Source organism: Cellulomonas sp. EB106-03-03-XG116 (assembly GCF_058792015.1).
Genome location: NZ_JBYTEP010000005.1, coordinates 12489 through 39258 on the forward strand (window position 1 = coordinate 12489; position 26770 = coordinate 39258).

Below are 26770 nucleotides of genomic sequence, written 5' to 3' on the forward strand. Positions count from 1 at the left end.
TAGGCTCGGGGGATGACCTCCGACCCCACCGTCACCACCTCCGGCGCGCCCGCGGGCGGCCGCGCCGCCGCACCCCGCGCGGACGGCCGCGCCGTCGACGAGCTCCGCCCGATCGCGATCACCCGCCGCTACCTGGACGCGGGCGAGGGCAGCGTGCTCGTCGAGTTCGGCGGCACCAAGGTGCTGTGCGTGGCGTCGTTCACCGCGGGCGTGCCGCGCTGGCGCAAGGGTTCCGGCGAGGGCTGGGTCACCGCCGAGTACGCCATGCTGCCCCGCGCCACGTCCTCCCGGTCCGACCGCGAGTCCGTCCGGGGCAAGGTCGGCGGCCGCACGCACGAGATCTCCCGGCTGATCGGCCGGTCGCTGCGCGCGATCATCGACGTCGCGGCGCTGGGCGAGAACACGATCGTGCTCGACTGCGACGTGCTGCAGGCCGACGGCGGCACCCGCACCGCGTCCGTGACCGGCGCCTACGTGGCGCTCGCGGACGCCGTGGCCTGGGGCATCGCCCAGGGGTCCGTCGACGCCCGCAAGGTCGTGCTGCGCGACTCGGTGTCGGCGGTGAGCGTCGGCGTCGTCGGCGGCCGGCCCGTGCTGGACCTCCCGTACGAGGAGGACGTGCGCGCGGACACCGACATGAACGTCGTCGTGACCGGCTCGGGCAGCTTCGTCGAGGTGCAGGGCACGGCCGAGCACGCGCCGTTCGACCGCGCCGAGCTCGACTCCCTGCTCGACCTGGCGCTGGTCGGCACGTCGGAGCTGGCGCGCGTGCAGCGCGAGGTGCTGGCGCTGCCGGCCGGGCAGACCGTCACGGTCCGCGGCGGGGCGCACGCGGCGGACCCGGCGGTGACCGCGTGACCGGTCCGGCCCGCCTCGTCCTCGCCACGCACAACGCCCACAAGCTCGGCGAGCTGCGCGCGATCCTCGTGCCGGCCCTGCCCGGGCTGGACCCGGCCTCGGTGGTCGGCGCCCGCGACGTCGGCGCGCCCGAGCCGGTCGAGGACGGCGTGACGTTCGCGGAGAACGCGCTGATCAAGGCCCGCGCGCTCGCCGCGCACACCGGCCTGCCCGCCGTGGCGGACGACTCCGGCCTGTCCGTCGACGTCCTCGGCGGCGCGCCCGGCATCTTCTCCGCCCGCTGGTCCGGCCGGCACGGCGACGACCGCGCCAACCTCGACCTGCTGCTCGCGCAGCTGTCGGACATCGCGCCCGAGCACCGCGGCGCGCGGTTCACCTGCGCCGCCGCGCTGGTCACCCCGGAGGGCGAGGAGCACGTCGAGCTCGGCCACCTGGCCGGCACGCTGGCGACCACGCCGCGCGGGGAGCACGGGTTCGGCTACGACCCGATCCTGGTGCCCGCGGGCGGCGACCTCACCTGCGCGGAGCTCGCGCCGGAGGAGAAGAACCGCATCTCGCACCGCGGGCAGGCGTTCCGCGCGCTGGTGCCCGCCGTCGTCGCCGTGCTCGGCCGGGAGCCGCGTGGCTGACGTCCACCTGGTCGCGGACGGCCTGACCTTCGGGTACCCGGGGCGGCCGGTCCTCGACGGCGTCGGCCTGTCCGCGTCCGCGGGCGACCGGGTCGGCGTCGTCGGGGAGAACGGCGCGGGCAAGACGACGCTGCTCCGGCTGCTCGCCGGCGACCTCGCGCCCACCGCGGGCGAGGTCCGGCGGTCCGGGTCCGTGTCGGTCGTGCAGCAGGAGCTCGACGTCCCCCCGGGGTCGACGATCGGCGACCTGGTGCGCCGGACCGCGTCCCACGTGCGCGCCGCCGCGGCGCGGCTGGACGAGGTGGTCGCGGGCTTCGACCACGAGGGCGGCGACCTCGCCGCGCTGGCCGACGCGATCGCCGCGGTCGACCGGCTCGCGGCCTGGGACGTCGACCGGCGCGTGGACGAGGCGCTCACCCGGTTCGGCGCCCCGCGCGACCCGGACCGCCGGCTGGACACGCTGAGCGTGGGGGAGGCGTACCGCGCGCGGCTGGCCTGCCACGTCGCCGAGCGCGCCGACGTCCTGCTGCTGGACGAGCCGACCAACCACCTGGACGTCGGCGGGATCGACTACCTGACCGCCCAGCTGCAGCAGTGGCCGGGCGTCGTCGTGATCGTCACGCACGACCGGCGGCTGCTCGACGACGTGATGACCGCGATCCTCGACCTGGACCCGTCGATGGACGGCCGCCCGGTGCTGTACGGGGCGACCCGGTACGCCACCTACCGGTTCGCCAAGGACCAGGCGCTGCGCCGCTGGCGGGCCCGGTACGCGCAGGAGCGCAAGCGCGCGGCGAAGCTGGCGCAGCGGCTCGACGAGTCCTACGAGGGCCTGTCCGACGAGTGGCGCCCGCCCAAGGGCTCGCAGAAGCACCGCCGCGGCACCCGCGCCCGGATCCACGTGAAGGCCGCCGACCGGCTGGTGCAGAAGCTCGAGGCCGAGGCGGTCGAGGTGCCGGTGCCGCCGCCCGCGCTGGCGTTCCCGGACCTGCCGAGCATCCCCGCCGACTACGCCGGCGGCCCGCTGCTGGAGCTGCGCGCGCCGCGCGTCGCGGGCCGGCTGGACCTGCCCGGCGTGCGGGTCGACCTGCCGCCCGCGGGCCGCCTGCTGGTCACGGGGGCGAACGGCGCGGGCAAGTCGACGCTGCTCGGCGCGCTGGCGGGACGCACCCCGCTGGACCGGGGGCACCGGTCGGTCGCGCCCGGGGTGCGGCTCGGGGTGCTGGTGCAGGACGACGACAGCCCGGCCCGGCTCGCGACCACGGGGTTCGAGGCCGCCGCGCGGCGCGCGCTGGACCTGCTGCGGTCGGGGGCCCTCGACCCGGCGCACGTGCTGCCGGTGGCCGCGCTGGGCCTGCTCGAGGAGGAGGACCTGGACCGGCCGCTCGGCGAGCTGTCCGTGGGCCAGCGGCGGCGGTTCGAGCTCGCGGCCGCGCTGGTGGCCGCCCCGCACGTGCTGCTGCTGGACGAGCCGACCAACCACCTGTCGATCGCGCTGGTCGACGAGCTCACGGAGGCGCTCCGGCTGACCTCGGCGGCGGTGGTCGTGGCGACCCACGACCGCGCGATGCGCGCCGACCTGGCGGACTGGCCGGCGATCGAGCTGTAGGCGCCTCCGGCGCGCGTCAGCGGGCGCGCGGCGTGGCCGGCAGGACGCGCTCCAGGAGGCGGACCAGCAGCGCCAGCACCAGGAACGCCACCGCGACCAGCGCCGTGTTGCGGGCGGCGGTCGCCAGGCCGAGCGCGCCCGCGTCGAGGAACGGGTACGGGTACCAGCCCGCCGCCGCCCCGCGGACGAACGTGTACGCGATCCACGCCAGCGGGTAGACGACCGACCACCCGACGGTCGCCCCGCCGAACCGCGGGCGTGGCCCCACCAGCAGCCACACGACCCAGGTGCCGACCGGCGTCACGGTGTGCAGCAGGAAGTTCGCCAGGTCGCCGGACGGGGTCAGGTCGACGCCCGCGTCGGCGAGGACCGTGTGGTAGACCACGCCGGTCACGGCGATGCACAGCAGCGCGTCCAGGTGCAGGACGGCCATGAGCCGCCCGGCGCGCGCGGGTCGGGCGGCGAGCAGCGCCGAGGCCACGAGCACCAGCAGGTTCGACTGGATCGTGAAGTACGAGAACAGCCGGACCAGCCGCTCGGTGGTGGTGCCGGCGTCGCCGGGGCCTTCGGCGAGCGCGCGGGACACCTCGAGGACGACGCCCCCGGCGGCCGCCAGCGCGAGCAGGGCGTGCAGCACGCGGGCGACGACGAGCAGCCCGGAGCGGGCGGGCGCGCCGCCCGGCGCGCCGGGGGTCCGCGCCTCGGTGGTCACCGCCGCCGCCTCAGGGCATCCGGCCGACGTGCGCCATCGCCTGGCGCAGCAGCAGGCCCTGGCCGCCGTTCATCTCGACCTGCACCTGCTCGCTGCACGCCTCCTCGGGCGTGAGCCAGGCCAGGTCGAGCGCGTCCTGCTGCGGCCGGCAGTCGCCGGTCACCGGTACGACGTACGCGAGCGACACCGCGTGCTGGCGCGGGTCGTGGTACGGCGTGACGCCCGGGGTCGGGAAGTACTCGGCGACCGTGAACGGCTGCGGCGTCGGCGGGACCTGCGGCAGCGCGACCGGGCCGAGGTCCTTCTCGATGTGCCGGAGCAGCGCGTCGCGCACCCGCTCGTGGTACATCACGCGGCCGGAGACCAGCGCGCGGGACATCACGCCCTCGGGCGTGACCCGCAGCAGCAGGCCGACGGCGACCACGTCGCCGGAGTCGTCGACCCGCACGGGGACGGCGTCGACGTAGAGCAGGGGGAGCGAGCGGCGGGCCGCCGCGATGCCCTCGGGACTCAGCCACCCGGAGGGGCGCTCGGGCTCGCGGGGCAGGTCAGCCGTGTCGGTCACCCGGCAGTTGTACCCCGGCCCGGGGGCCGCGCGACAGCCCGACGCGCGGTGCGGCGCATCCCCGCGGGCGAGGCCCGGCCCGCGCGGGAATACTGGACGAGGTCCGGGTGCTCTACTGGCCACACCGACAACAGGAGGCGACTGATGGCAACGACCGAGCTGACGGCCGACACCATCCAGAAGACCATCACCGAGAACGACATCGTGCTCGTGGACTTCTGGGCGGACTGGTGCGGGCCGTGCAAGCGCTTCGGACCGATCTTCGAGCAGTCGTCGGAGACGCACACCGACGTCGTGCACGCGAAGGTGGACACCGAGGCCGAGCAGCAGCTGGCGGCCGAGCTGCAGATCACGTCGATCCCGACCCTGATGGCCTTCCGCGAGGGCATCCTCGTGTTCAACCAGGCGGGTGCCCTCCCGGCGCCGGCGCTGGAGCAGGTGGTCGACGCGGTCAAGGCGCTGGACATGGACGACGTCCGTGCGCAGATCGAGGCGGCCAAGGCCGCGCAGAGCTGACGCGAGCTCATCGCATCCGACGACGCCCCCGCACGCGAGCAGCGTGCGGGGGCGTCGTCGCGTCCAGGCGGCTCAGTGCCGGAACTGCGCCACCCGGGTCCGCAGGTCGTCGGCCATCCGCGCGAGCTCGGCGATCGACTCGCCCATCCGCCCGAGCTCCTCGGTGCTCCCGGCGGAGGCGTCCGCGACGCCGGTGATGGTGGCGGCGATCTCCCCGGACCCGGCCGCCGCGTCGCCGACCGAGCGGCTCATCTCGGTCGTGGTGGCGGTCTGCTCCTCGACGGCGGACGCGATCGTCGTCTGGTAGTCGTCGATCCGCGCGATGATCGTGCCGATCTCGCCGATGGCGGCGACGGCGCCCTCGGTGTCCGCCTGGATCGTCTCGACGCGGCGCGCGATGTCCTCGGTGGCCTTGGCCGTCTCCTGGGCGAGCTCCTTCACCTCGCCGGCGACGACGGCGAAGCCCTTGCCGGCCTCGCCGGCGCGCGCCGCCTCGATGGTGGCGTTCAGGGCGAGCAGGTTGGTCTGCTCCGCGATCGACGTGATGACCTTGACGACGTTCCCGATCTCCTGGGACGACGTGCCCAGGCGGGTGACCTGCTCGTTCGTGCGCGCGGCCGCCTCGGTGGCCTTGCCGGCGACGGCGGCGGCCTCGGCCGCGTTCCGCGCGATCTCCCGGATCGACGCGCCCATCTGCTCCGCGCCCGCCGCGACGGTGTGCACGTCCCGGTTCACCTGCTCGGCGGCGCCGGCGACGACGACCGCCTGCTCGGACGTGCGGTCGGCCCCGGACACCACCTGGCCCGCCGAGCGCTCCAGCCGGCCTGCGGCGTCGGCGACCGTGCGGGCGGTCCCGTCGATGCCGGAGACCGTCTCGCGCAGCGCCGCGGTGGCGCGGTCCAGGGCGGCCGCGGTGCGGCCGATCTCGTCGGCGCCGGTCACCCCGCTGACCACGGTCAGGTCGCCTCCGGCCAGCGACTGCGCGGCGTCGGCCACCCGGTTCAGGCGGCGGCTGAGGCGGCGGGCCACGACCACGCCGGCCACGGCGGGCACGACGGCCGCGACGCCCAGGGCGATGAGCTCCACCAGCACGCTGCGGTCGCCCGCGGCGGTCGCCTCGCGGGCGGCGTCGGCCGCGGCGGCGGTCTGGGCCTGGATCAGGGTGTCCACGCGCCCGGCGGCGCCCCGGGCCGCGCTGTCGGCGCCCTCGCTGGAGCCCACCAGGTTCTGGTAGGTGGTGAGCGCGGTGCGGAGGTCCGCCGCCGCGGCGCTCAGCTCGTCGGTCAGCGCCGGGATCGCGGCGTACTCGTCGAGCGCGCCGAGCGCCGCGCCGACGGCCTCGCCGCGGTCGTCCGCCAGGCCGTCGGCGCGGAACGGGTCGCCCGCGTCCCGGGCCGCGCGCATGTCGGTGCCGATCGACTGCGCGTCATTCAGGTGCGACGCCACCTGGCTGGCGAGCGCGAGCCCCGTCACGTGGTCGGTGTACATCCGCTCGGTGCGCTCCGTGCTCTGCCAGAGCGTGAGGATCGAGATCCAGCCCAGCAGGCCGGTCATGGCGATCGCCGCCGACACGGTCAGGAGGATCTTCCCGGTGAAGCCGAGCCCCCGGCCGCGTGCCGCGGTGGTCCCGACCGCCGCCGTCGCCCCGCCGTCCCGACCCGTCGCACCCCTGGTCCCGGTCATCCGTCGGCCTCTCGTCGCGCGCGGCGCGGGCTGCGCGCCCGCGCGGGACGCCGTCACGGGTCCCGTCCTCCCGTCGAGCGGGTGAGACGAGGCCTGAGGGATCCGCGGCCCGGTCACCCGGACGGGGTCCGCGGCGGCGCGCATCCGGGTGGCCGGGCGGGCCGGCCGGGTGACGCGTCCTGCCTGGTCGGACGGGGTGCGGGAGACGGGATTCGAACCCGCACGCCCTCTCGGGCACCAGGACCTAAACCTGGCGTGGCTGCCGTTTCACCACTCCCGCCGGCGCCCCGGCGGCGCCGGGGGTCGAGCTCGGCTCAGCCGTCGATGCCGAGGTCGCGCCGCAGCTTGGCGACGTGCCCCGTGGCCTTGACGTTGTACTGCGCGAGCCGGACGGCGCCCTCGGGGTCGACGACCACGGTCGACCGGATGACGCCGGTGACCGTCTTGCCGTACAGCGACTTCTCGCCCCACGCGCCCCACGCCTCGAGCACCTGCTTCTCCGGGTCGGAGACCAGCGGGAAGGTGAGGGCCTCCTCCTCGGCGAACCGGGCGAGCTTCTCCGGGGAGTCCGGGGAGACGCCGACGACCGCGTAGCCGTGCGCCTGCAGCGACGCGAGCGAGTCGCGGAAGTCGCACGCCTGCTTGGTGCACCCCGGGGTGCCGGCCGCCGGGTAGAAGTAGACGACGACGCCCTGGCCGCGCAGGTCCGACAGGGTCAGCGAGCCGCCGTCGGCGGTCGGCAGCGTGAAGTCCGGGGCGGTGTCGCCGGCGGCGAGGCGGGGCATGGCGTCTCCTGGCTGGTGGGTGCGGCGCCCGCGCGGCGGGCGCCGTCAGCGTACGACGGCCGGGCGGTAGCGTCTGCCCCGTGAGTGCACAGCGCCCCGAGAGCCCGACCCGACCCGAGCTGCCGATCCGGATGCTGAACGACCGGCTGCTCGTCCAGCTCGACGCGGACGCCTCGGAGCGCCGGTCGAGCGCCGGGATCGTGATCCCCGCCACCGCGGCCGTCGGGAAGCGGCTCACCTGGGGCTCGGTCGTCGCGGCGGGCCAGCACGTGCGGCAGGTGGCGGTCGGCGACCGCGTCCTGTTCGACCCCGACGAGCGGGCCGAGGTGGAGCTCGAGGCGCAGACGTACCTGCTGCTCCGGGAGAAGGACGTGCACGCCGTGGCCGAGCCGCGCGACGGCGGCCAGGGCACCGGGCTCTACCTGTAGGGCGCCGTCCCGCGGGGCGTCCGCGGGAGTGCGTTCGCCTTCGGCGTCATGTGTTGCGCCGCGCCTGGGCGCGGTGTTCCCATGAGCGCAGGAACGACCCCGGGGGTGGCCGCGATGGACGACGAGACGAACACGGCCGTGCAGGACGAGCGCGGCGCAGAGGGCGACCCGACCGGCGTCGTCATGGACCTCCTGGCCGAGCACGTGCCGCTCACGCTGCTGGCCGACCTGGCCGTGGCGGAGCCGCGGTCCGAGGCGATCCTGGCGGCCGAGGGGCTGCCCGAGGACGCCTGGTGGGAGGGCGAGGACGAGGGCGACGACGCGCCGCCCTCGACCGGTCCGCGCGCCGAGGACGACGTCCCCGCCGACCCCGACGCGGCCGCCGGTCCGCAGCCGGCGTGACGTCCGCCACGTCGGCCCCCTGAGCGGGGGATCCGATTCGCGTCCGGCGCCACCGGGCTGCTAACGTTTCTCCTCGTTGCGCCATTAGCTCAATTGGCAGAGCAGCTGACTCTTAATCAGCGGGTTCGGGGTTCGAGTCCCTGATGGCGCACTTCGAGAGGCCCCCGACCAGCGGAGACGCTGGGCGGGGGCCTTTCTCGTGCGCCGGCACGCGGGCGCCGGACAACGGTCCGCCGGCTCGCGCGGCCGGCCCCGCCGCGACGGCGCCGCCCGGATCGCGGCGCCGGTCGCTCGCGCCACACCCGGCCGTCCCGCGCACGTGCGGAGCCCACGGCACGCATACTGGACGGGTGCCTCAGACTGCCGCCGCCGACCCGACACCGCCGCTGCCCGAGCGGGGCCACGTGTGGATCGACGACGCGGACCCCGCCCTGCTCCGCATGCGCGGGGAGGTCGACGTGGCCGTGGTCGAGGATCTGCGCGACCGGCTCGGCGCGGTCAGCGCGCGCGGCACGGACCTCGCGGCGGTGCTGCCGGGCGTGCGGGCGGTCGACATGTCCGAGGTGACGTTCGCGGACTCCTCCGCCGTCGGCCTGCTCGCCGGTCTCGTCATGGCGCTGGAGCCGACCGGCGCGTCGCTGGCGGTCCGGGGGATCGGCGCGGCCGTCGAGACGCTGCTGCAGGTGACCGGCCTGCTGCCGCACCTCGTCGTCGAGGGCTGAGGCGACTCCGCAAAGGTCCTACCTTTCACCCGGGTCCGCGCTCACCCGCGCCCGGGACCGTCCGATGGTGTCGGCGGGCCCCCTCGCGGCCCGCCCCCACCGACGGACGGAGACCTCCGCATGCCCGCACCCGCCGCACCCGCCGCACCCGCCGTGCCCGCCACCCGCCGCGGCCGCCGGCTCGTGTCCGACGCCCCCGTGGGCGCCCGCATCGGCGCGGTGCTCGGTCTGCTCGCCGTCGCGGTCGGCGTCGTCGCCGGCCTGGGCATCGCCCGGCTGGGCGGCCTCGAGTCCTCGATCGACCGGCTCGGCCGGGAGGCGATCGAGCCGCAGACCTACCTGGTGAACACCCAGCGCTGGTTCCAGGCCAGCCGGGCCCGGGTGCTCGAGTACGGCATGGTCGCGCCGGAGGACCGCGCCGGGATCATCGAGGACCGCGCCGGGTTCGACGCCGACGCCCTGCAGAACGTGGCGGACTACGAGCCGTACGTGCTGGACGACGCCGCGTACGCCGCGCTGCGGGACGCCTACGGCCGCTACCAGGCCGCCGCCGACGCGATCGAGCCCCTGGCCGACGAGAGCGCCACGGCGTATCACCGCGCCTACGCGGACGAGGTGCGCGGGATCACGACCGAGATCGGCGACGCGCTCCAGGCGCTGACCGACTCGGTCTCGGCGCAGGCGGCGCAGGGCGTGGCGGACGCCTCCGCCGATGCGCGGTCGGCGACGGTGCAGATGATCGCGGTCGGCGTGGTGGGCGTGCTGCTCGCCGCGGGCCTCGGCGTGCTGCTGGTCCGGCGGATCGTCCGCGACCTCGCTGCGGTGCAGCGGACCGTGCAGAGCATCGGCGACGGCGACCTCACGGTCTCCGTGCCGCTCGACTCGCGCGACGAGCTCGGCCGGATGGCGGGCTCGCTGAACGAGGCGCAGGGCTCGCTCCGGTCCCTGATGAGCGGCGTCGTGCACACGGCGCAGACGGTCGCCGCGGCGGCCGAGGAGCTGGCCGCCGCGTCGCAGCAGGTCGTGGCGGGCTCGGACGAGACGAGTGCGCAGGCCGGTGTGGTCGCGGCCGCGGCGGAGCAGGTGTCCCGCAACGTGCAGACCGTGGCGGCGGGTGCCGAGCAGATGGGGGCCAGCATCCGGGAGATCGCGCAGAACGCCTCGCAGGCGGCGAAGGTCGCGGGTCAGGCGACGGACGCGGCGGCGGTGACGAACGACCAGGTGGCGCGTCTGGGGACCTCGTCGCAGGAGATCGGGAACGTGGTGAAGGTGATCACGAGCATCGCGGAGCAGACGAACCTGCTGGCGCTGAACGCCACGATCGAGGCGGCCCGGGCGGGCGAGGCGGGCAAGGGGTTCGCGGTGGTGGCCGGGGAGGTCAAGGAGCTGGCGCAGGAGACCGCGAAGGCGACCGAGGACATCGCGCGCCGGGTGGAGGCGATCCAGGCCGACACCAGCGGTGCGGTGGGCGCGATCGGGGAGATCTCGCACATCATCGCGAGCATCAACGACTACCAGCTGACGATCGCGAGCGCGGTGGAGGAGCAGACGGCGACGACCACGGAGATGTCCCGGTCGGTGGCCGAGGCCGCGACCGGCTCGGGGGAGATCGCCACGAACATCACCGGGGTGGCCTCCGCCACGACCCAGTCGTCCCAGACGCTGAACCAGATGGGCTCGGCCGTCGCGGAGCTCGCCCGGATGTCGGAGGACCTGCGCGGCCAGGTGTCGCGGTTCCGGTACTGACGGCGGCGGCCCCGGCGCCCCGCGGCCCCCGGAGCGGTCCGGGGCAGGGGCCGGACGCGGCGACCCCCCGGGCGCGCGAGCGGCGTGCGCGGGGGGTCGCGGTGCGTGCGGCGGCGGGCGGTCAGTCGGCCTGCGCCTTGCGGCGCGCGGCCGCGCGGGCACGCACGACGTCGGCGATCTGCTGCGCCTGGGCGCTGACGAGGCGACGGAGGTCGTCGTAGCGGCGGTCGACCTCGGCGTCGGTCGCGTCGCTGTCGCGCGTGGCGATCCACGCGCGCTTGGCGGCGCGGATGTCGGCGTCCGTGATCTCGACGCGCCAGGGGTCCTCGTTCATGAGTACAAGGTCCCACCGCGATCTCCGGAACGACCGGTTTCTCCCGACTTTCACCCGCCGACGGGCCGGGTGGACGGCTCAATTCACCTGATAGCCGGTCGAGGGCGGCCATCCTTCAAGCGCCGCTGGAGTGAGGGCGCCGCCGCCGCGCCGACCTGCCGGAACCGCGCCGCGGGGCCACGATGGTGCCACCGCGGACCGCGGCACCCCGGAGGAACGGAGCCACGACATGACCGAGCGCACCCTGCGGACGGACGGGGACGGCGCCCCGGGCGACACCGTGACGTACGACGTCGTGGTCCTGGGCGCGGGCGCGGTGGGCGAGAACGCCGCCGACCGGGCGGGCCGCCTCGGGCTGTCCGTGCTGGTCGTCGAGCACGAGCTCGTCGGCGGCGAGTGCTCCTACTGGGCGTGCATGCCGTCGAAGGCGCTGCTGCGGCCGGGCGCGGTGCTCGCCGCGGCGCGGGCGGTGCCGGGCGCCGCGGAGCTGGTCCAGGGCACCCTCGACCCGGCCACGGTGCTGGCCCGCCGCGACGAGTTCACCTCGCACTGGGACGACCACTCCCAGGTGGAGTGGCTGGACTCGGCGGGCATCGCGCTGCTGCGCGGCACGGCGCGGTTCACGGGGCCGAAGGAGCTCGTCGTCGAGTCCGAGGACGGCGACACCCGGGTCATCGCCCGGCACGCCGTGATCGTGTCGACCGGCAGCGAGCCGACCGTCCCCGGCATCCCGGGGCTCGCGGAGGCGCGCCCGTGGACGTCCCGCGAGGCGACCGCGGTCAAGGACGTGCCGTCGAGCCTGGTGGTCCTGGGCGGCGGCGTGGTCGGCGTCGAGATGGCCGTGGCCTACCGCGACCTGGGCGCCGAGGTGACCCTGCTGGTCCGCGGCGACCGGCTGCTCGACAAGGCGGAGCCGTTCGCGGCCGAGGAGGTGGCGGCGGGGCTGCGCGACCTCGGCGTCGACCTGCGGTTCGGGACGAGCGCCACGCGCGTGGACCGCGACGAGCACGGCGTGCACCTGACGGTCGACGGCCCGCAGGGCGCCGGCGAGGTGCACGCCGACGAGGTGCTCGTCGCCACCGGGCGGCGCCCGCGCACGACCGACCTCGGTCTGGACGTGCTCGGGCTGGAGCCCGGTGCGCCGGTGGCCGTCGACGACGCGCTGCAGGCGACCGGGGTCGCGGACGGCTGGCTGTTCGCGGTCGGCGACGTCACCGGGCGCACCGCCACGACGCACCAGGGCAAGTACGACGCCCGGGTGGTGGGCGACGTGGTGGCCGCGCGGTTCTCCGCCGACGTCGCGGAGCCGGGGGAGGGCGCCGCGGAGGCACGCGCCGCGGAACGGGACGCCGGCGCGTTCAGCCGGTACCGCGCGTCGGCCGACCACGTGGCGGTGCCGCAGGTGGTGTTCACCCGGCCCGAGGTCGCCTGGGTCGGGCTCGCGGAGCAGCAGGCGCGGGACGTCGGCCTGCGGGTGCGGGCGGTGTCCTACCCGATCGGGTCCGTGGCGGGCGCGTCCGTCGCGGCCGACGGGTACACCGGCACCGCGCAGGTCGTGATCGACGAGGACCGGGGCGTGCTCGTCGGGGCGACGTTCACCGGACCGGACGCCGCGGAGCTCCTGCAGGCCGCGACGATCGCGGTGACGGGGGAGGTGCCGCTCGACCGGCTGTGGCACGCCGTCCCGGCGTACCCGACGGTGAGCGAGGTCTGGCTGCGGCTGCTGGAGACCGCCGGCCTCTGAGGGCCGGGGGCCCGGGGGGCCGCGCACGACGAGAGGGGCGGGACCGTGCGGTCCCGCCCCTCTCGTCGTGCGTCGTGCCGGGTCAGCTCGCGAGCGAGCCGTCGCTCGAGAGCACCAGGCCGATCGACGCCTCGCCCTGGCGGACGGCGTCGCCGATCAGGCCGAAGTCGTAGCTCTTGAACTCGCTCACGGTGATGCCGTAGGTGTCCTCGAGCCCGATCTGGCAGAACGGCCGCTCCGGGCACTCCGCCGGGCCGGCGAGCACCACGCCGCCGGCGCAGGCCTCGGCCAGGTCGGAGAGCGTCGTCACGCCGTGCTCGTCGGCGAACTCGGAGGTCACCGCGAACGCGTTCTGGTCCTGGGCCTCCGACGCGGCGCCGAACGCCAGGCCCGCGTCCGTGCCGAGCTCGGTCAGCGCGGCCACGGTGTCGTCCGGGTCGCCGCTCGCGACCGGCTCGGCGTCCGCACCGTTCGCGGAGGTGTTGAGGAACTCGGCGAGCGTGGCGGCGTACTCCGGCGTGAGCGTGATCTGCCCGCTCTGCAGCGCCGGGAGGTAGGTCTCCCGGTTGCCGATCGTCTGCACCTCGGCGGTGTAGCCGGCGGACCGCAGGACGTCGGCGTAGATCTCGGCCAGCGTGGCGCTCTCCGAGAAGTTCGCGGCGCCGATGACGACGCTCTTGCCGCTGCCCGCGGTCGCGTCGGTCGCGGCCAGGCCCTCGTCCTCGACGAACTGCTGCGCCGCCTCGGACGAGGTCTGCCGGTCGATGTCGACCGCCTTGTTCAGCTGGATCAGCTTGTCGGTGTCGAGCGCCGCCGACACGGTGTCGAGCAGCGGGATCAGGTTCGGGTCCGCCTGCGCCGCCGCGGCGTTCACCGCGGGGATGACGTTGTCCGCGTTCTGCAGGCCCTGGTCGTCCTCGAGCACGACCAGCTGGTCGCCCGCGACGGGCTCGCAGACCGTGCCGCCGGAGCCGCTCGCCGAGGTCTCGGCGGTGCCGCCGCCGGAGCCCGGGTCGCCGCAGGCCGCGAGCAGGAGGAGCAGGCCGGCCGCTGCGGCGGGGAGTGTGGTGCGACGTGCGTTCATGTGCGGGTCCTCTGGTCTCGGGTAGGCACACGGTGTTCGGTGCGGTCGGCGCCCCGGACGGGTCGGGACCTGCCGGGGGCCGGGTGGGCATCGGGTGGGCGTCGGGTGGCCGTCCGACATTCGACCGGGGCCACCCGGGTGCGGCAACCGCTGCGGGCGGTCGTCGCGGTCACGATCGGGTCACGGTCTGCGGGACGTCGGTGCGGGCCGGCCGGCGGCGACGTCGTCCGGCGGCGCGCATCGGTGCGGGCGTGAGCGCGCGCTGCACCGCGGCGAGCACGCCCTCGACGACGAGGCACAGCCCGGCGACCAGCAGCGCGCCGGCCACCACCTGGCCGTACCGCTGCAGGGCCATGCCCTGGACGATGATCGACCCGAGGCTGGAGCCGCCGACGAGCGCGGCGAGCGGGACGGTCGCGAGCACCTGGGTCGTCGCCGTGCGCAGTCCCGCGCCCACGAGCGGCAGCGCGAGCGGCAGCTCGACGAGGGCGAGCGAGCGGCCGCCCGACATCCCCACGCCGCGAGCGGCGTCCCGCACGTCCGGGTCCACCTCCATGAGGCCGGTGAACGTGTTGCTGAGGATCGGCGGCACCGCGAACACCGCGACCGCGAGCACGGTGGCGGTGGCCCCGAACAGGCCGGTCGACGCGAAGATGGTCAGCAGCGCGAACGTCGGCAGCGCGCGGGAGGTGTTGGCCGCGACCACCGTCACGACGCCGCCGCGGCGCCGGTGGCCGAGCCAGACGCCGAGCGGCAGCGCGACGAGCGCCGCGAGCAGCACGGCGAGGGCACTGATCCGCAGGTGGTCGGCGCCCAGCGCGAGCACGCCGTCGCGCCCGGTCCAGTTGAGCGGGTCGTTCAGCCAGGTGAAGGCCTCCTGCAGCACGTCCACGACTCAGGCCTCCCGTCCGCGCCGGGCCCACGGCGTCACCGCGCGGCCGACCAGCCAGAGCAGCAGGTCGAGCACCAGCGCCAGCGCGAGGCAGAGCAGCGTCGCCGTGAGGATCTCGGCGTGGTACTTGTTGTTGCGGAACCCGCGGAACATGAGCTGCCCGAGGCCGCCGTAGCCGACGACGACGCCGACGGTCACGAGGGCGACCGTGGTCACCGTCGCGAGCCGGACGCCGGCGACGATCGCGGGCACCGCGTTGGGCAGCTCGACGGTCAGCAGCAGGCGCAGCCGCCCGTAGCCGAGGCCGCGCGCGGCGTCCCGGACGCTCTCGTCCACGCCGCCGAGGCCGACCAGCACGTTGCGCACGAGCACGAGCAGCGCGTACACCACCAGGCCGATGAGCACCGGCGTCCGCCCGATCCCGGTCCACGGCACGAGCACCGTGAACAGGGCGAGCGACGGGATCGTGTAGAGCACGCTGGAGGTGCCGACGATCGGGGCGGCGAGCCGAGGACGCAGGTGCGCGAGCATCCCGAGCGGGACGGCGATCGCGCACGCGATGAGCACCGCCTGCACGGTGAGGCTCGCGTGCTGCTCCAGGGCGCGGGAGATGTCGCCCCAGTTCCGCTGGACGTAGTCCCACGACAGCCAGGGGTTGGCCGCGGGGTCGCCGGCGGCCGCCACGACGTGGGCGGCGGTCGTCCCCGTGGTCTCGAGGCTGGTCACCGGCCAGACGCTACCGGGCACCCCCGACACGCGCCCGGCCGAGCACCTGTGGGTGGGCGCGGGTACGGTCGTCGGCATGGCCACCGCGATCGCGTTCGACCACGTCCGCAAGGCGTACGCCGACGGCACCGTCGCGGTGGGCGACCTGTCGCTCGACGTGCAGGAGCACGAGCTGCTCGCGCTCGTCGGGCCGTCCGGCTGCGGCAAGTCGACGACGCTGCGGATGGCGAACCGGCTGGTGGAGCCCACGTCGGGCCGGATCTTCCTCGACGGGGACGACGTCACCGACGTCGACGCCGTGGCCCTGCGCCGCCGCATCGGCTACGTGATCCAGAACGTCGGCCTGTTCCCGCACCGCACGGTCGAGCAGAACGTCGGCACGGTGCCCCGGCTGCTCGGCTGGGACAAGCGGCGCACCCGCGCCCGCACGGCCGAGCTGCTGGAGCTGGTCGGCCTCGCGCCGGACCGGTACGCCCGGCGCTACCCGCACGAGCTGTCCGGCGGCGAGCGGCAGCGCGTCGGCGTCGCCCGCGCCCTGGCGACCGACCCGCCGGTGCTGTTGATGGACGAGCCGTTCGGCGCCGTCGACCCCGTCGGCCGCCGGCGGCTGCAGGCGGAGTTCCGCCGCATCAAGGACGAGCTCGGGACCACCGTGATGCTCGTCACCCACGACGTGGACGAGGCGGTGCGGCTGGCGGACCGCGTGGCCGTGCTCAGCCGCGGCGGGCACCTGGAGCAGCTCTCCGACCCGGTGCGCCTGCTCGCCGCGCCCGCGAGCCCGGCCGTCGCCGACCTGGTCGGCACGGGCGCGGCGGTCCGGCTGCTCGCCCTCGGCCGCGTCGAGCGGCGTGACCTCGGCCCGGCGACCGGCGCCGGCCCGGCCTCCGCGAACGGCCGCGCCCGGGCGGCGGCGCTCCGCGTCGGCGACCCGCTGGACGCCGCGTTCGCCGCGCTGGCGGCCGAGCCCACCGGCCGCGTCCCGGTGCAGGAGGGGGAGCAGGTCGTCGGCGAGCTCGACGCCGCCGGGGTGCTCGCCGCGCTGCAGCGGCTCGTCGACGGGGCGCAGGACGCGGTCCCGAGCCCGGCCGCCGGGGAACCCGAGCCGTCCGCCGGAGCGCGTGGGTAGTCTGCCGAGGGTGACCACTCGCCTCGCCCTCGCCACCTGCGCCGCCCTGCCGGACCTCGACCCCGACGACGCGCCCCTCGTGACGGCGCTGCGGGACCGCGGCCTGGAGGTCGAGACGCCCGTCTGGAACGCCGCCGACGTCGACTGGTCGTCGTACGATGCCGTCGTGGTCCGCTCCACCTGGGACTACACCGAGCACCCGCGCGACTTCCGCTGGTGGACCCAGCGCGTGGCCCAGGCGTCGCGGCTGATCAACCCGGCGCAGGCGCTCACCTGGAACATCGACAAGATCTACCAGCGCGCGATGGAGGCCGCCGGCCTGCCGATCGTGCCGACGATCTGGATGGACCCGGCCCGCAACTTCAACGCCCGCGCGATCCACACCCGGTTCCCGGCGTTCGGCGAGTTCGTGATCAAGCCCACGGTCAGCGCCGGCTCCCGCGACACCGGCCGGTACGCCGCGGACGAGACGCCCTCGCGCGCCCTCGCGATCCAGCACGTGAAGCACCTGCTCGACGACGGCCGGCACGTCATGGTGCAGCGCTACCTCAAGCAGGTCGACTCGGTCGGCGAGACGGCGCTGGTCTACTTCGACGGCGAGCTGTCGCACGCGGTCCGCAAGGCGCCGCTGCTCGAGGGCCCGTACCGCGCGGGCGACACCGACGGCGTCCTCTACAAGGAGGAGGTCATGACCCCGCGCGACGCCTCGGAGGCGGAGCTCGCCCTCGGGCAGCGGGTCGTCGACGCCCTGCCGCAGCTGCTCCCGGGGATCGAGCAGCCGCTCGCGTACACCCGGGTCGACCTCATCCCGGACGACGAGGGGAACCCGGTCGTCCTGGAGCTCGAGCTCATCGAGCCGAGCTTCTTCTTCGCGCAGGCGCCGGAGGCGGTCGACCGCTTCGCGGACGCGATCACGCGCCGCCTCTGACGCGGCGCGGCGCACGGGGCGACCGGCGGGCGGCTCGGCCGTCGTCCGGTGAGGTCGTCACTACCCGGTGAGGTCGTCACTCGTGTGTGACGACCTCACCAGCTTGTGACGACCTCACGGCTGGTGACGACCTCAGCGGGGCGCACGGCCGCAGCAACGGCGAAGGGCGCCGCTCCCGGGGGAGCGGCGCCCTTCGCGCTGGGGTGGCTAACGGGACTTGAACCCGCGACCTCCTGGACCACAACCAGGCGCTCTACCACCTGAGCTATAGCCACCATGCCCGGGGGAAACCTCCGGGGCCGTCGACAAGCATACCGGGTCCCGAGGGGTCCTCAGGACGTGGCGGTCGTGCCGCGGTGCGCGGCGGCCACCGAGGTCGCCTCGATCTGCGTCGCGATCGCCTTCGCGGCCTTGGAGTCGGGGCCCGGCTGGGGGACCAGCAGCGCGGCGCGGTAGTACCGCAGCTCGTCGATGCTCTCCAGGATGTCGGCGAGCGCGCGGTGCCCGCCGTTCTTCTTCGGGGAGGAGAAGTACACCCGCGGGTACCAGCGGCGTGCGAGCTCCTTGATCGAGGAGACGTCGATGATCCGGTAGTGCAGGTGGCCGACGAGCTCGGGCATGTCCCGGTCGAGGAACACCTTGTCGGTGCCGACCGAGTTGCCGGCGAGCGGCGCCTTGCCCGGCTCGGGCACGTGCTCGCGGATGTACGCGAGCACCTGGGCCTGGGCGTCCTCGAGCGTGGTGCCGGTGGCGAGCGCGTCGAGCAGGCCGGAGCCGGTGTGCATGTCGCGGACGAAGTCGCCCATCTGCGCCAGGGACTCGGCGGGCGGGGCGATGATCACGTCGACGCCCTCGCCGAGGACGTTGAGCTCGGAGTCGGTGACGACGGCGGCGACCTCGACCAGCGCGTCCTGGACGCTGTCCAGACCGGTCATCTCGCAGTCGATCCAGACGATCCGGTCGGCCTTGCCGTTGCCGTTGTTCAGGGTGCTCACCCGCCCAGGGTACGGGTGAGCCCGCCGGACGGGGCGTCCGACGGGCTCACCGGGTCGTGCGGGCGGCGCGACGGCCGCCGCGGTGCCGGCCACGGGGCGTGCCCGGGTCAGCGGATGGCGGCGACCGTGGTGGTCGCCGGCAGCAGGGCCCGCAGGCGCGGCTGCCGACGCGGTTCCGGCGGTCGGCCGCGGGTCTCGGCGCCGGGTCTGCGCTCGGCCCGCCGGGCGGCGTGCCGGGACAGCAGGCGGGCGGTCTCGACGCGCTCGCGGTGGTCGGCCTGGATCAGGTCGAACGTCGGGGTGGGGTGCATGGTCGGTGGGTCCTTCGAACGTTCCGGGAGGGGCCTGGCCGGGCCCCGGGACGCACCGCGCGGTGACAGAACGTTCCCACCCGCACCGCCCGCGGGTCACGCGTTTATCGGACGTCGAGGTCGAGGGTTCGCCCGCCTGGAGCCGCCCGAAACCCTCGACCTCGACGGGAACCCTCGACCTCGCGTCAGCCCACCGCCAGCGTGCGGGAGAGGAACGCCGCGGCGTCCGCCAGGACGCGGGCGTCGACGGCGTGGGTCAGGCCCGGGTACGTGCGGTGCTCCAGGTCCGCGTGCGACGCCAGCCACGCGGCCGTCCGCGTCGTGGCGTCCCGCGGGATCACCGGGTCCGCGTCCCCGTGGCCGAGCAGCACCGGCACCCGCGGGTCCCGCGCGGCCAGCGTCGCGTCCCCCGGCTCCTCGGCGTCGAGGGCGAACCCCGACAGCACGACCGCCGCCGCGAACCGGTCGGGCCGCGCGCGCAGCAGCTGCGTCGCCATGAGGCCGCCCTGGGAGAACCCGAGCAGCGCGACCGGTCGGTCCCCGACGCGGGAGTCGCCGTCCAGCCACGCCAGCAGCGCGTCCGCGGCGGCCCGGACGCGCGCCGGCTCCGGGCGCCCCGGGGTCGCCAGCGGCGCCCACGCGAACCCCGGCCCGCCGAGAAGCGGCCCGCGCGGCGCGGCGAGCGCGAGCCCGCCGGGCAGGTGCGGGGCGAGCCCGAGCAGGTCGCCCTCGTGCGAGCCGTAGCCGTGCAGCAGCACGAGCAGCGGGGCGTCCGGCCCCGGGCGGCCGGCACCGGGCGTCGCCGCCCAGCGGGCCGCCGCGGGGTCGACCGCGAGCCCGTCAGCGGTCACGCTCAGCGCTCCAGGGCGAAGCCGGACGTCCAGGACGTCTGCTCCGCCGCGGCGAGCGTCATCTGCAGGAAGCCGAGCGCCTCGAGCTCGTGCGCCCGCTTCAGCGAGCCCGCGTCGACGGCGCGCAGGCCGCCGCCCTCGACGACCCCGGCCAGCGCGGCCTTGGCGTCCGCGTCGTCGCCCGCGATCAGCACCGTCGTCGGCAGGGAGCCGACCGTGCCGGAGGCCAGCGTCGCCGCGAAGTTCGTGCTGAACGCCTTCAGCACCCGGGCCTCGGGCAGCAGCGCGGCGAGCTCCGCCGTCGCCGACGAACCCGCGGGGACGACCAGCGAGTCGAAGGTCGCGAAGTCGACGGGGTTGGTGGTCTCGACGACCACGCGGCCCGCGAAGCCGTCGGGGTACTGCGCCGCGACCTCGGCGAGCGCCGGGTAGGGGAGGGCGAGGACGACGACGTCGCCGGTCACGGCGTCGCCCACGGTGCCGGCGGTCACGGCCGGGTCCACGGCGGCGGCCTTGGCGGCGTCCCGGGCGAGCACCTGCACGTCGGCGCCGGCCTTCAGCGCCAGGCGCGCCACCGCGCCGCCGATGTTGCCCGCCCCGATGATGGTCACGCTGGTCATGTCTGCTCCTCGATGGGTCGCTCCGCGGCAACCGACATGTTGTCGCTTCAACCAACGTACGACTTCCAGGTTGAAGCGTCAACCATTCGCTAGGATGTCCCGCATGACCGACGACACCCGCTGGCTGAGCGCGCGCGAGCTGCAGGCCTGGATGCGCCTGGAGGCGGTCGCGGAGCTGCTGCCGGCCGCGCTCGACCACCAGCTGCAGCGCGACGCCGACCTGTCGCACTACGACTACCTGGTGCTGGCGAAGCTCTCCGAGGCGCCCGACCGCACGCTGCGCATGAGCGGGCTCGCGGCCAGCACCAACGCCACGCTGCCGCGGCTGTCGCACGTCGCCGCGCGGCTCGAGGCCCGCGGGTTCCTCACCCGCACCCGCGACGAGGAGGACCGGCGCGCGACGCTCGCCACGCTCACCGAGGAGGGCTGGCGCAAGGTCGTCGCCACGGCGCCGTCGCACGTGGGGGAGGTGCGCCGGCTGGTCGTGGACCGGCTGACGCCGGAGCAGGTCGAGCAGCTGGACGCGATCGCGCTCGCGGTGCTCGGAGCCCTCGACCCGGAGAACCGGCTGCAGGCGCAGAACCCGGTGGTTGACCCGGCGGACGCCTGCGGCAACGAGGCTTCCTGATCCCCACCCGGTCGTCGCGCCGCCCCCCGATCGATCGGGTGGCCGCGGGTGATCGGGTGGGAGCCGCGGGCCGCGCGCCCCGGGTCAGGCCGCCGGAGCCCCGCGGCGCTCGGCCGCCCGGCGGGCCCGGCGCTCGCGGAACGCGTGCCAGTACCGCAGTACCAGCGCCTTCAGGCGGTGGTTGAACCGCTGGATCACCGCGAACTCGGTCCCGAGGATGCCCAGCCCGAGGAAGATCGCGAGCCAACCCGGCCCGGGCAGCACCAGCATCGCGATGCCCGCGAGGACGACGGTCGCGCCGACGACCGTCACCACGACCTTGTAGGTCAGCCGCAGCCACGGCCGGCTGTCCAGCCGCGCGCGCAGCCGGGCGAGGGCGCGGTGCGCGCCGGTGTCGGTGCGCTCGCCCGCGGCGATCTCGGCGGCGAGGCCGTCGGCGGGCGCGGGCCCGTCGGCGGGCGGGCGCCCGTCGGCGGAGCCGGCGGGGGTCGGTGACGTCATGCCAGCAGAGACGACCGGGCCGCCCGGTTTGTTCCCGGTCGCGCGGGTGAGCCCTCGGGCGGCACGGCTGCGCCCCGGCAGTCAGGCGCCCCCGCCGGCCGCACCGCCCGCGCCCAGCAGTGCCGGCCGCGGGTCCAGCACCGCCGACACCAGCGCCTCGATCGCGAACGCGCTCGCCTCCGCGAGCTCCACGTCGTCCCGCGCCAGCAGCCACTGCACCTGCAGCCCGTCCATCACGGCGAGGATCGACGCGGCGGCGCGGTCGACCGTCTCGGGCACGGTGATCCCGCGCTCGGCGCAGACGTCCTCGAACGCGTCGCGGAGGTCCTGGCGCAGGGTGCGGTACCGCTCCTCGAAGTACGCCCGCCCGGGGTGGCCGTCGGTCACCGACTCCGCGGACAGCACCGCGTAGGCCTGGACGATGCCGTGGCGGCTCTCGTTGGCGAACGCGGTGCGCACGAGGTGCCGGAACCGGTCCAGCCCGTCCGGCATCCGCTGGTCCTGCAGCCCCTCGACGTCGGTGCGGTCGCGGTACTTGAGGACCTCGACGAGGAGCTGGTCCTTGGAGCCGAAGTGGTGCAGGATCCCCGCGTGCGTCATGCCGACCTGGTCGGCGATCTCCGTGAGCGGGCCCCGGTTGTACCCCTTGGCCCCGAAGGTGGCGGTGGCGGCGCGGAGGATCTCGGTGCGCTTGGCCAGCGTCTCCGGCCGGGCCCGCGGGGCGCGCCTCGTCGTGCTCATCCGTTCCTCACATCCTCGTGTCGCGCCTCCCGGCGCGCGGCCAACCCTAGTGGCGCCGACCGCGCCGCCGACCCCCGGGTCACGACTTGGTCACGGGTCCGCCGGAGGGCTGGAAAGAACTTACTGACAGTGTAGTAACGTTCCGGCCAGCGCGATCGCGACGACGCGGCGCGACCTCACAGACGCCCGTGCGGGCGTCTCGTTTCGAAGGAGAAACCATGAGGGTGAAGTTCCCGGCGATCGCGCTCGGCGTGGCCGCCGCGCTGGCGCTGACGGCCTGCTCCGGAGACACGGGCGGCGGGGAGAGCAGCTCGACCGGCGGGTCCGGTGCCGCGCTGACCATCGCCAAGCCCGACGGCGCCATCACGACCGAGTCGAACAACCCGTTCCTCGGGGACAGCTCGGCCAGCATGTACGGCTACCGCTACGCCATGTTCGAGACCATGGCGCTGGTCAACACCGCGGACCCGACCGTCGTCACCCCGCGCCTGGCCTCGAGCGTGGAGTGGAACGCGGACTACACGGAGCTCACCGTCACCGCCCGCGAGGGGGTCACGTGGCAGGACGGCGAGCCGTTCACCATCGACGACATCGTCGGCACGTTCGACATGTACCTCGACGGCCGGCTCACCGACACCGCCGCGCTGGACTACCTGGGCGCCGACGTCGACGGGGACTCGGCGACGCTGAAGTTCGGCAACTCCAAGTTCGTCAAGCGCAGCACGGTGCTGCACGTCCCGATCGTCCCGAAGCACATCTGGGACACCCTCGACGACCCCTCGACCGCGGCCCTGACGGGCGAGGGGGAGGCCATCGGCACCGGCCCGTACGTGCTGTCGAACTGGTCGACCGAGTCGGTCACCCTCACGGCGAACCCGGACTACTGGGACGGCGACCTGGCCGTCCCCGAGCTGCACTACGTCTCCTACGGCGACAACTCCGCCCTGGCCACGGCCCTCGCCACCGGTGAGGCGGACTGGGCGCAGGCGTTCCTGCCGCAGGTGCAGGAGACCTTCCTCGACAAGGACCCGGCCAACCGGTACCTGGTCACCCCGACCGCCGGCGCGGGGACGCTGTTCCTCAACCTGACCCGCAAGCCGTTCGACGACGTCGCGCTGCGCGAGGCGCTCGCGTGGACCATCGACCGCGAGGCGTACGTCGAGATCGCCCGCGAGGGCGCCTCGGCCGTCGTGGACTCGGTGACCGGCCTCGGCCCGTCGCTGGAGCCGGACGTCGTCGACGAGTTCGCGGGGGAGACCTACGAGGTCGACCTCGACAAGGCGGAGTCCATCCTGGAGGACGCCGGGTACACGGGCATCGGCGACAAGCTGGTGGACCCGGACGGCGAGCCGGTGACCTTCTCGATCTCGGTCCCCGCGGGGTGGACCGACTGGAACACCGAGCAGGCGCTGCTCTCCGAGCAGCTGAAGGAGCTCGGCATCGAGGTCACGATCGAGCAGCCGGACTGGGGTGGCTGGGACGAGGCCCGTAAGACCGGGAACTTCGACGCGATCATCCACTGGCTCGACGGCGAGGGCGCCTGGGGCGTCTACGACTCGATCATGGGCACCCGCTGGATCACGACCGACGACGCCGGCGTGGAGAACGCGGACTTCAACTTCGGGCGGTACAGCAACCCCGAGGTCGACGCGGCGCTGAACACCTACGCGAGCACCGACAACGACGCCGACCGCGCCGCCGCGATGACGACGCTGCAGCAGGCGTTCGTCCGGGACGTCCCGGCGATCCCGCTGGGCTCGCACCCGCTGCTGGGCCTGTTCAACGAGCGCAGCTACACCGGCTGGCCGACCGAGGAGGACATGTACGCCTCGGCCGACCCGACCCAGGCCGAGGTCGCCCTCGTCCTGAGCACCCTCGAGCCCGCCGAGTGATCCCGGTGCCAGGGGCGGCGGCACCGCCGCCCCTGGCACCCCCACGCAAGGAGACCCCCCAGATGAGCGACCCCCTCCTGCAGGTCAGGGACTTCTCGGTCCGGTACGAGACCGCCGCACCCGTGGACGCGGTCCGGGACGTGTCCCTCACCGTCCACCGCGGCGAGGTCCTCGGGCTCGCCGGCGAGTCCGGGTGCGGGAAGACCACCCTGGCCTACGGCGTCCAGCGCCTGCTCAAGCCCCCGGCCGTCATCCCCGGCGGCTCGGTCACCTGGCACGACGCCGACGGCACCGACACCGACCTCCTCGCCCTGGACGCCGCCGCGCTGCGGGCGTTCCGGTGGGACAAGATCTCCATGGTGTTCCAGGGCGCGATGAGCGCCCTGAACCCGGTGGCGACCGTCGGCGCCCAGCTCGCCGACGTCTTCGAGGTGCACCGGCCCGCGATGTCCCGGGCCGAGCGCACCGCCGCGGTCGTCGAGCTGCTCGAGATCGTCAAGGTCGGTGCGGCCCGCATCAAGAGCTACCCGCACGAGCTGTCCGGCGGGATGCGCCAGCGCATCATGATCGCCATGGCGCTCGCCCTGCGCCCGCAGCTCGTCGTCATGGACGAGCCGACGACGGCGCTGGACGTGCTGGTGCAGCGGGAGATCCTGCGGGAGATCACGAGCCTGCGCGAGGCGTTCGGGTTCTCGGTCGTCTTCATCACCCACGACCTGCCGCTGCTGCTGGAGATCTCCGACCGGATCGCGATCATGCGCGCCGGGCAGATCGTCGAGCTCGACACCGCGGCCAACATCTGGTTCCGGCCGCAGCACGAGTACACGAGGACCCTGCTGTCGTCGTTCCCGCGGCTGACGGCCGAGCGGGCGGTGAACCGATGACCTCGATCGACGTCCAGGGCGTCTCCAAGACCTACCGCGTCCGCGGCGCGGGATCCATCGACGCGCTGTCCGACGTGTCGTTCACGCTCTCCAGCGGGCAGACCATCGGCATGGTGGGCCAGTCCGGCTCCGGCAAGTCGACCGTCGCCAAGATCCTCACCCAGATGGAGCGGCCCACCAGCGGGCAGGTGCTCCTCGACGGCGAGCCGATCCCGACCCGGGGTGCCGCGCTGCGCGCCTACCGGCAGCAGCTGCGCATGGTCTTCCAGGACCCGTTCGCGTCGCTGAACCCGTATCACTCGATCCGGCACCACGTGGAGCGCCCGCTCGTGCTCTCCGGTGTCGTGCCGCCCGCGCAGGTCGACGCCGAGGTGCACCGCCTCCTGGACCGGGTCCAGCTCGACGCCGGGGTCGTCGACCGCCGGCCGCACGAGCTGTCCGGCGGCCAGCGGCAGCGGGTCGCCATCGCCCGGGCCCTGGCCCCGCGCCCGGCCCTGCTCGTCGCGGACGAGCCGGTCTCGATGCTCGACGTGTCCCTGCGGATGGGGGTGCTGTCCCTGCTGTCCGACATCCAGGCCGAGGACGGGCTCGGGGTGCTCTACATCACCCACGACCTCGCGACGGCCCGGTACTTCTCGGACGAGATCATCGTGCTCAACCAGGGGCGGGTCGTCGAGCACGGCCCCGCCGACGACGTCATCCTGCGCCCGCAGCACCCGTACACCCGGGAGCTCCGCGAGGCGTCCCCCGACCCGGAGTCCTTCTTCGCCGACCACGTGGGAGGTGCGCGATGACCACCATCAGCAGCCCGGAGACCGACGTGGTCGCCGACGGCACGACCGCGACCCGGGCCGCCAGGACCAGGGCGCGGGTGCCCTGGCGGTTCATCGGCCGGCGCGTCGCGTTCTACCTGTTCACCCTGTGGGCCGCGATCACCATCAACTTCTTCGTGCCCCGCCTGATGAAGGGCGACGCGGTCGACAACTACCTCGCCCGCAACCGCGGGATGTCCCCGGAGGCGGCCGACGCGCTGCGCGCCCTGCTCGGCCTGGACTCCGACCGGACGCTGTGGCAGCAGTACGTCGACTACCTGGGGATGCTCGCCCGCGGCGACCTCGGCATCGCCATCACCCACGGCCTGCAGCCGGTCGGCGAGGTCATCGCCAACGCGCTGCCGTGGACCGTGGGCCTGATCGGGCTGGCGACCGTGGTCTCCTTCGTGATCGGCACCGTCGGGGGAGCGGTCGTCGGCTGGCGGCGCGGGTCCCGCCTGGACGCGCTCATCCCGGTGACGACCTTCCTGTCGACCGTCCCGTACTTCTGGATCGGGCTGATGGCGATCTCGGTGTTCGCCGTCACGCTCGGCTGGTTCCCCATCGGCAAGGCCTACGGCATCGGCACCACGCCCGGCCTGTCCCTGGAGTTCCTCGGGGAGGTCGTCGAGCACGGGACCCTGCCGCTGGCCACGATCGTCGTCGCCTCGCTCGGCGGCTGGATGCTCGGGATGCGCAACATGATGCTCACGGTCCTCGACGAGGACTACGTCACCGTCGCGCAGGCCAAGGGCATGCCGAACCGGCGCGTGCTGTGGCGCTACGCCGCGCGCAACGCCGTCCTGCCGCAGATCCAGTCGTTCGCCCTGTCGATCGGCTTCATCGTCGGCGGCGCGATCATCGTCGAGCAGGTCTTCTCCTACCCCGGCGTCGGCAAGATGCTGCTCGACGCCACGAACGCCAAGGACTACGCGCTCATGCAGGGCGGCTTCCTGGTGATCGTGCTGGCCGTCCTGGTCGCCAACATCCTGGCGGACGTCGCCTACGCGGTCCTCGATCCCCGTACCCGCCAGTCGGAGGCCTGA

General features: G+C 74.9%; 30 protein-coding genes and 3 tRNA genes. 17 read left to right on the forward strand and 16 right to left on the reverse strand.

The features are described 5' to 3' along the window. Window positions 1-12 precede the first annotated feature (12 nt). From rph to AC3WUG_RS03500, 3 genes are read left to right on the forward strand one after another with little or no spacing between them, the layout of a single operon-like run. Window positions 13-858: a ribonuclease PH gene (gene rph, locus AC3WUG_RS03490; RefSeq protein ID WP_492326380.1), complete on the forward strand. Its 846-nt coding sequence runs from the start codon at window positions 13-15 to the stop codon at window positions 856-858. Continuing rightward, complete coding sequence (gene rdgB, locus AC3WUG_RS03495; protein WP_492326381.1) at window positions 855-1487, forward strand: RdgB/HAM1 family non-canonical purine NTP pyrophosphatase; 633 nt, start codon at window positions 855-857, stop codon at window positions 1485-1487. Before rph ends, rdgB begins: the two co-directional genes overlap by 4 nt. Next, window positions 1480-3096 (forward strand): ABC-F family ATP-binding cassette domain-containing protein, encoded by a 1617-nt coding sequence (locus tag AC3WUG_RS03500; protein ID WP_492326382.1) that lies wholly within the window; start codon window positions 1480-1482, stop codon window positions 3094-3096. The genes rdgB and AC3WUG_RS03500 overlap by 8 nt, the downstream gene beginning before the upstream one ends. Before the next feature lie 16 nt (window positions 3097-3112). On the opposite strand, the gene AC3WUG_RS03505 is transcribed toward AC3WUG_RS03500, so the two are convergent. Together AC3WUG_RS03505 and AC3WUG_RS03510 are read right to left on the reverse strand one after the other, a co-directional pair. Then, window positions 3113-3808, reverse strand: coding sequence for a Pr6Pr family membrane protein (locus AC3WUG_RS03505; RefSeq protein ID WP_492326383.1), 696 nt, complete (start codon window positions 3806-3808; stop codon window positions 3113-3115). A 10-nt stretch (window positions 3809-3818) separates the two neighbouring features. Beyond that, window positions 3819-4373, reverse strand: coding sequence for an NUDIX hydrolase family protein (locus AC3WUG_RS03510; protein ID WP_147796132.1), 555 nt, complete (start codon window positions 4371-4373; stop codon window positions 3819-3821). A 144-nt stretch (window positions 4374-4517) separates the two neighbouring features. Between AC3WUG_RS03510 and trxA the strand changes: the two genes are divergently transcribed. Next, window positions 4518-4889, forward strand: coding sequence for a thioredoxin (gene trxA / locus AC3WUG_RS03515; protein WP_492326384.1), 372 nt, complete (start codon window positions 4518-4520; stop codon window positions 4887-4889). Window positions 4890-4961: 72 nt separating this feature from the next. Here the strand turns inward: trxA and AC3WUG_RS03520 are convergent, their stop codons facing one another. From AC3WUG_RS03520 to bcp, 3 genes are all read right to left on the reverse strand, one after another. Further along, a complete protein-coding gene (locus tag AC3WUG_RS03520; RefSeq protein WP_492326385.1) occupies window positions 4962-6572 on the reverse strand; it encodes a methyl-accepting chemotaxis protein in 1611 nt (536 codons plus the stop codon). A gap of 197 nt (window positions 6573-6769) precedes the next feature. Next, window positions 6770-6852: transfer RNA gene (locus AC3WUG_RS03525), tRNA-Leu, on the reverse strand. Window positions 6853-6886: 34 nt separating this feature from the next. Beyond that, the gene (bcp, locus tag AC3WUG_RS03530; RefSeq protein WP_492326386.1) at window positions 6887-7357 is read right to left on the reverse strand and encodes a thioredoxin-dependent thiol peroxidase; all 471 of its coding nucleotides are present in this window, start codon (window positions 7355-7357) and stop codon (window positions 6887-6889) included. A 131-nt stretch (window positions 7358-7488) separates the two neighbouring features. Here bcp and AC3WUG_RS03535 point away from each other — a divergent pair, with 131 nt between their 5' ends. The 5 genes from AC3WUG_RS03535 to AC3WUG_RS03555 all read left to right on the forward strand — a co-directional run bounded on the left by AC3WUG_RS03535 (window position 7489) and on the right by AC3WUG_RS03555 (window position 10655). Continuing rightward, window positions 7489-7785 carry a GroES family chaperonin gene (locus tag AC3WUG_RS03535; RefSeq protein ID WP_246855405.1) on the forward strand — a complete coding sequence of 99 codons (297 nt, stop codon included), beginning with the start codon at window positions 7489-7491 and terminating at the stop codon, window positions 7783-7785. A gap of 81 nt (window positions 7786-7866) precedes the next feature. Continuing rightward, entirely contained in the window at window positions 7867-8187 is a 321-nt protein-coding gene (locus tag AC3WUG_RS03540) for a hypothetical protein (protein WP_492326387.1), read from the forward strand. 78 nt (window positions 8188-8265) lie between these two features. After that, window positions 8266-8338: transfer RNA gene (locus AC3WUG_RS03545), tRNA-Lys, on the forward strand. Between the two features lie 199 nt (window positions 8339-8537). Further along, on the forward strand, window positions 8538-8909 hold the full coding sequence (locus AC3WUG_RS03550) for an STAS domain-containing protein (protein WP_492326388.1): 372 nt from the start codon (window positions 8538-8540) through the stop codon (window positions 8907-8909). A gap of 120 nt (window positions 8910-9029) precedes the next feature. Then, on the forward strand, window positions 9030-10655 hold the full coding sequence (locus AC3WUG_RS03555) for a methyl-accepting chemotaxis protein (RefSeq protein ID WP_492326389.1): 1626 nt from the start codon (window positions 9030-9032) through the stop codon (window positions 10653-10655). A gap of 121 nt (window positions 10656-10776) precedes the next feature. Here the strand turns inward: AC3WUG_RS03555 and AC3WUG_RS03560 are convergent, their stop codons facing one another. Next, the gene (locus AC3WUG_RS03560; protein ID WP_217614241.1) at window positions 10777-10989 is read right to left on the reverse strand and encodes a hypothetical protein; all 213 of its coding nucleotides are present in this window, start codon (window positions 10987-10989) and stop codon (window positions 10777-10779) included. Between the two features lie 229 nt (window positions 10990-11218). Here AC3WUG_RS03560 and AC3WUG_RS03565 point away from each other — a divergent pair, with 229 nt between their 5' ends. Next, the gene (locus AC3WUG_RS03565) at window positions 11219-12733 is read left to right on the forward strand and encodes a dihydrolipoyl dehydrogenase family protein (RefSeq protein ID WP_492326390.1); all 1515 of its coding nucleotides are present in this window, start codon (window positions 11219-11221) and stop codon (window positions 12731-12733) included. 82 nt (window positions 12734-12815) lie between these two features. On the opposite strand, the gene AC3WUG_RS03570 is transcribed toward AC3WUG_RS03565, so the two are convergent. The 3 genes from AC3WUG_RS03570 to AC3WUG_RS03580 all read right to left on the reverse strand — a co-directional run bounded on the left by AC3WUG_RS03570 (window position 12816) and on the right by AC3WUG_RS03580 (window position 15393). Further along, window positions 12816-13817: a glycine betaine ABC transporter substrate-binding protein gene (locus tag AC3WUG_RS03570; protein ID WP_492326391.1), complete on the reverse strand. Its 1002-nt coding sequence runs from the start codon at window positions 13815-13817 to the stop codon at window positions 12816-12818. Between the two features lie 169 nt (window positions 13818-13986). Continuing rightward, a complete protein-coding gene (locus AC3WUG_RS03575; protein ID WP_492326392.1) occupies window positions 13987-14709 on the reverse strand; it encodes an ABC transporter permease in 723 nt (240 codons plus the stop codon). Window positions 14710-14712: 3 nt separating this feature from the next. Next, window positions 14713-15393 (reverse strand): ABC transporter permease, encoded by a 681-nt coding sequence (locus AC3WUG_RS03580; RefSeq protein ID WP_492326483.1) that lies wholly within the window; start codon window positions 15391-15393, stop codon window positions 14713-14715. A 118-nt stretch (window positions 15394-15511) separates the two neighbouring features. Between AC3WUG_RS03580 and AC3WUG_RS03585 the strand changes: the two genes are divergently transcribed. Both AC3WUG_RS03585 and AC3WUG_RS03590 read left to right on the forward strand, forming a co-directional pair. Continuing rightward, window positions 15512-16561 (forward strand): ABC transporter ATP-binding protein, encoded by a 1050-nt coding sequence (locus AC3WUG_RS03585; RefSeq protein WP_492326393.1) that lies wholly within the window; start codon window positions 15512-15514, stop codon window positions 16559-16561. 10 nt (window positions 16562-16571) lie between these two features. Further along, the gene (locus AC3WUG_RS03590) at window positions 16572-17489 is read left to right on the forward strand and encodes an ATP-grasp domain-containing protein (protein ID WP_492326394.1); all 918 of its coding nucleotides are present in this window, start codon (window positions 16572-16574) and stop codon (window positions 17487-17489) included. 199 nt (window positions 17490-17688) lie between these two features. On the opposite strand, the gene AC3WUG_RS03595 is transcribed toward AC3WUG_RS03590, so the two are convergent. From AC3WUG_RS03595 to AC3WUG_RS03615, 5 genes are all read right to left on the reverse strand, one after another. Continuing rightward, window positions 17689-17764: transfer RNA gene (locus AC3WUG_RS03595), tRNA-His, on the reverse strand. Between the two features lie 57 nt (window positions 17765-17821). After that, entirely contained in the window at window positions 17822-18484 is a 663-nt protein-coding gene (orn, locus tag AC3WUG_RS03600; RefSeq protein WP_492326395.1) for an oligoribonuclease, read from the reverse strand. 107 nt (window positions 18485-18591) lie between these two features. Next, window positions 18592-18795, reverse strand: a complete 204-nt coding sequence (locus AC3WUG_RS03605; RefSeq protein WP_492326396.1) for a hypothetical protein — start codon at window positions 18793-18795, stop codon at window positions 18592-18594. 185 nt (window positions 18796-18980) lie between these two features. Continuing rightward, a complete protein-coding gene (locus AC3WUG_RS03610; protein ID WP_492326397.1) occupies window positions 18981-19646 on the reverse strand; it encodes an alpha/beta hydrolase in 666 nt (221 codons plus the stop codon). 2 nt (window positions 19647-19648) lie between these two features. Next, entirely contained in the window at window positions 19649-20266 is a 618-nt protein-coding gene (locus AC3WUG_RS03615) for an NADPH-dependent F420 reductase (RefSeq protein ID WP_492326398.1), read from the reverse strand. 103 nt (window positions 20267-20369) lie between these two features. Here AC3WUG_RS03615 and AC3WUG_RS03620 point away from each other — a divergent pair, with 103 nt between their 5' ends. After that, a complete protein-coding gene (locus tag AC3WUG_RS03620) occupies window positions 20370-20894 on the forward strand; it encodes a MarR family winged helix-turn-helix transcriptional regulator (protein WP_492326399.1) in 525 nt (174 codons plus the stop codon). Between the two features lie 84 nt (window positions 20895-20978). Here the strand turns inward: AC3WUG_RS03620 and AC3WUG_RS03625 are convergent, their stop codons facing one another. After that, window positions 20979-21395 carry a PGPGW domain-containing protein gene (locus tag AC3WUG_RS03625; RefSeq protein ID WP_492326400.1) on the reverse strand — a complete coding sequence of 139 codons (417 nt, stop codon included), beginning with the start codon at window positions 21393-21395 and terminating at the stop codon, window positions 20979-20981. Between the two features lie 81 nt (window positions 21396-21476). After that, window positions 21477-22136, reverse strand: coding sequence for a TetR/AcrR family transcriptional regulator (locus AC3WUG_RS03630; protein ID WP_492326401.1), 660 nt, complete (start codon window positions 22134-22136; stop codon window positions 21477-21479). Between the two features lie 218 nt (window positions 22137-22354). Here AC3WUG_RS03630 and AC3WUG_RS03635 point away from each other — a divergent pair, with 218 nt between their 5' ends. The 4 genes from AC3WUG_RS03635 (at window position 22355) to AC3WUG_RS03650 (ending at window position 26770) form a co-directional block, all read left to right on the forward strand. Continuing rightward, window positions 22355-24028, forward strand: coding sequence for an ABC transporter substrate-binding protein (locus tag AC3WUG_RS03635; protein WP_492326402.1), 1674 nt, complete (start codon window positions 22355-22357; stop codon window positions 24026-24028). Window positions 24029-24090: 62 nt separating this feature from the next. Beyond that, complete coding sequence (locus AC3WUG_RS03640) at window positions 24091-24912, forward strand: ABC transporter ATP-binding protein (RefSeq protein ID WP_492326403.1); 822 nt, start codon at window positions 24091-24093, stop codon at window positions 24910-24912. Beyond that, entirely contained in the window at window positions 24909-25706 is a 798-nt protein-coding gene (locus AC3WUG_RS03645; RefSeq protein WP_492326404.1) for an ABC transporter ATP-binding protein, read from the forward strand. The genes AC3WUG_RS03640 and AC3WUG_RS03645 overlap by 4 nt, the downstream gene beginning before the upstream one ends. Next, window positions 25703-26770: an ABC transporter permease gene (locus tag AC3WUG_RS03650; protein WP_492326405.1), complete on the forward strand. Its 1068-nt coding sequence runs from the start codon at window positions 25703-25705 to the stop codon at window positions 26768-26770. Before AC3WUG_RS03645 ends, AC3WUG_RS03650 begins: the two co-directional genes overlap by 4 nt.

Coding starts and splice junctions, on each gene's coding strand:
- rph (WP_492326380.1), top strand. CDS start 13: ATGACCTCCGACCCCACCGTCACCACCTCCGGCGCGCCCGCGGGCGGC.
- trxA (WP_492326384.1), top strand. CDS start 4,518: ATGGCAACGACCGAGCTGACGGCCGACACCATCCAGAAGACCATCACC.
- AC3WUG_RS03520 (WP_492326385.1), bottom strand. CDS start 6,572: ATGACCGGGACCAGGGGTGCGACGGGTCGGGACGGCGGGGCGACGGCG.
- bcp (WP_492326386.1), bottom strand. CDS start 7,357: ATGCCCCGCCTCGCCGCCGGCGACACCGCCCCGGACTTCACGCTGCCG.
- AC3WUG_RS03535 (WP_246855405.1), top strand. CDS start 7,489: ATGCTGAACGACCGGCTGCTCGTCCAGCTCGACGCGGACGCCTCGGAG.
- AC3WUG_RS03540 (WP_492326387.1), top strand. CDS start 7,867: ATGAGCGCAGGAACGACCCCGGGGGTGGCCGCGATGGACGACGAGACG.
- AC3WUG_RS03555 (WP_492326389.1), top strand. CDS start 9,030: ATGCCCGCACCCGCCGCACCCGCCGCACCCGCCGTGCCCGCCACCCGC.
- AC3WUG_RS03560 (WP_217614241.1), bottom strand. CDS start 10,989: ATGAACGAGGACCCCTGGCGCGTCGAGATCACGGACGCCGACATCCGC.
- AC3WUG_RS03565 (WP_492326390.1), top strand. CDS start 11,219: ATGACCGAGCGCACCCTGCGGACGGACGGGGACGGCGCCCCGGGCGAC.
- AC3WUG_RS03570 (WP_492326391.1), bottom strand. CDS start 13,817: ATGAACGCACGTCGCACCACACTCCCCGCCGCAGCGGCCGGCCTGCTC.
- AC3WUG_RS03585 (WP_492326393.1), top strand. CDS start 15,512: ATGGCCACCGCGATCGCGTTCGACCACGTCCGCAAGGCGTACGCCGAC.
- AC3WUG_RS03605 (WP_492326396.1), bottom strand. CDS start 18,795: ATGCACCCCACCCCGACGTTCGACCTGATCCAGGCCGACCACCGCGAG.
- AC3WUG_RS03615 (WP_492326398.1), bottom strand. CDS start 20,266: ATGACCAGCGTGACCATCATCGGGGCGGGCAACATCGGCGGCGCGGTG.
- AC3WUG_RS03620 (WP_492326399.1), top strand. CDS start 20,370: ATGACCGACGACACCCGCTGGCTGAGCGCGCGCGAGCTGCAGGCCTGG.
- AC3WUG_RS03625 (WP_492326400.1), bottom strand. CDS start 21,395: ATGACGTCACCGACCCCCGCCGGCTCCGCCGACGGGCGCCCGCCCGCC.
- AC3WUG_RS03630 (WP_492326401.1), bottom strand. CDS start 22,136: ATGAGCACGACGAGGCGCGCCCCGCGGGCCCGGCCGGAGACGCTGGCC.
- AC3WUG_RS03635 (WP_492326402.1), top strand. CDS start 22,355: ATGAGGGTGAAGTTCCCGGCGATCGCGCTCGGCGTGGCCGCCGCGCTG.
- AC3WUG_RS03640 (WP_492326403.1), top strand. CDS start 24,091: ATGAGCGACCCCCTCCTGCAGGTCAGGGACTTCTCGGTCCGGTACGAG.
- AC3WUG_RS03645 (WP_492326404.1), top strand. CDS start 24,909: ATGACCTCGATCGACGTCCAGGGCGTCTCCAAGACCTACCGCGTCCGC.
- AC3WUG_RS03650 (WP_492326405.1), top strand. CDS start 25,703: ATGACCACCATCAGCAGCCCGGAGACCGACGTGGTCGCCGACGGCACG.